At 66.7% G+C, this 243-nt stretch carries 1 pseudogene; it reads left to right on the top strand.

The annotated features are described in order from the left end of the window. Positions 1–58: 58 nt before the first annotated feature. A pseudogene (locus ACQG3P_RS22065) lies at positions 59–243 on the top strand (hypothetical protein); the annotation flags it as partial.

Genomic DNA, 243 nt, shown 5'->3' with positions numbered 1-243 from the left:
CCATGCAATGCTGTTCCACAATCGCGGGCACCAATGTCGGTGGCCCCAGAAAGGTGCCATGCGCACGTCGATCGCCACGGTCTGCCTGAGCGGGACTCTCGATCAGAAGCTCGTCGCCGCACGCGAGGCGGGCTTCGATGGAGTGGAGATCTTCGAGCCCGATCTCGTCGCGTCGCCGGACTCTCCCGAGGCGATCCGCGCGCGCGCCGCGGAGCTGGGGCTTTCGCTGGATCTCTACCAGCC

Source organism: Stenotrophomonas sp. SrG (assembly GCF_050031795.1).
GTDB lineage: Bacteria > Pseudomonadota > Gammaproteobacteria > Xanthomonadales > Xanthomonadaceae > Stenotrophomonas > Stenotrophomonas rhizophila_A.
Note: the sequence above shows the minus strand (reverse complement) of the source record. Positions and strands in the feature narration are given on the sequence as shown.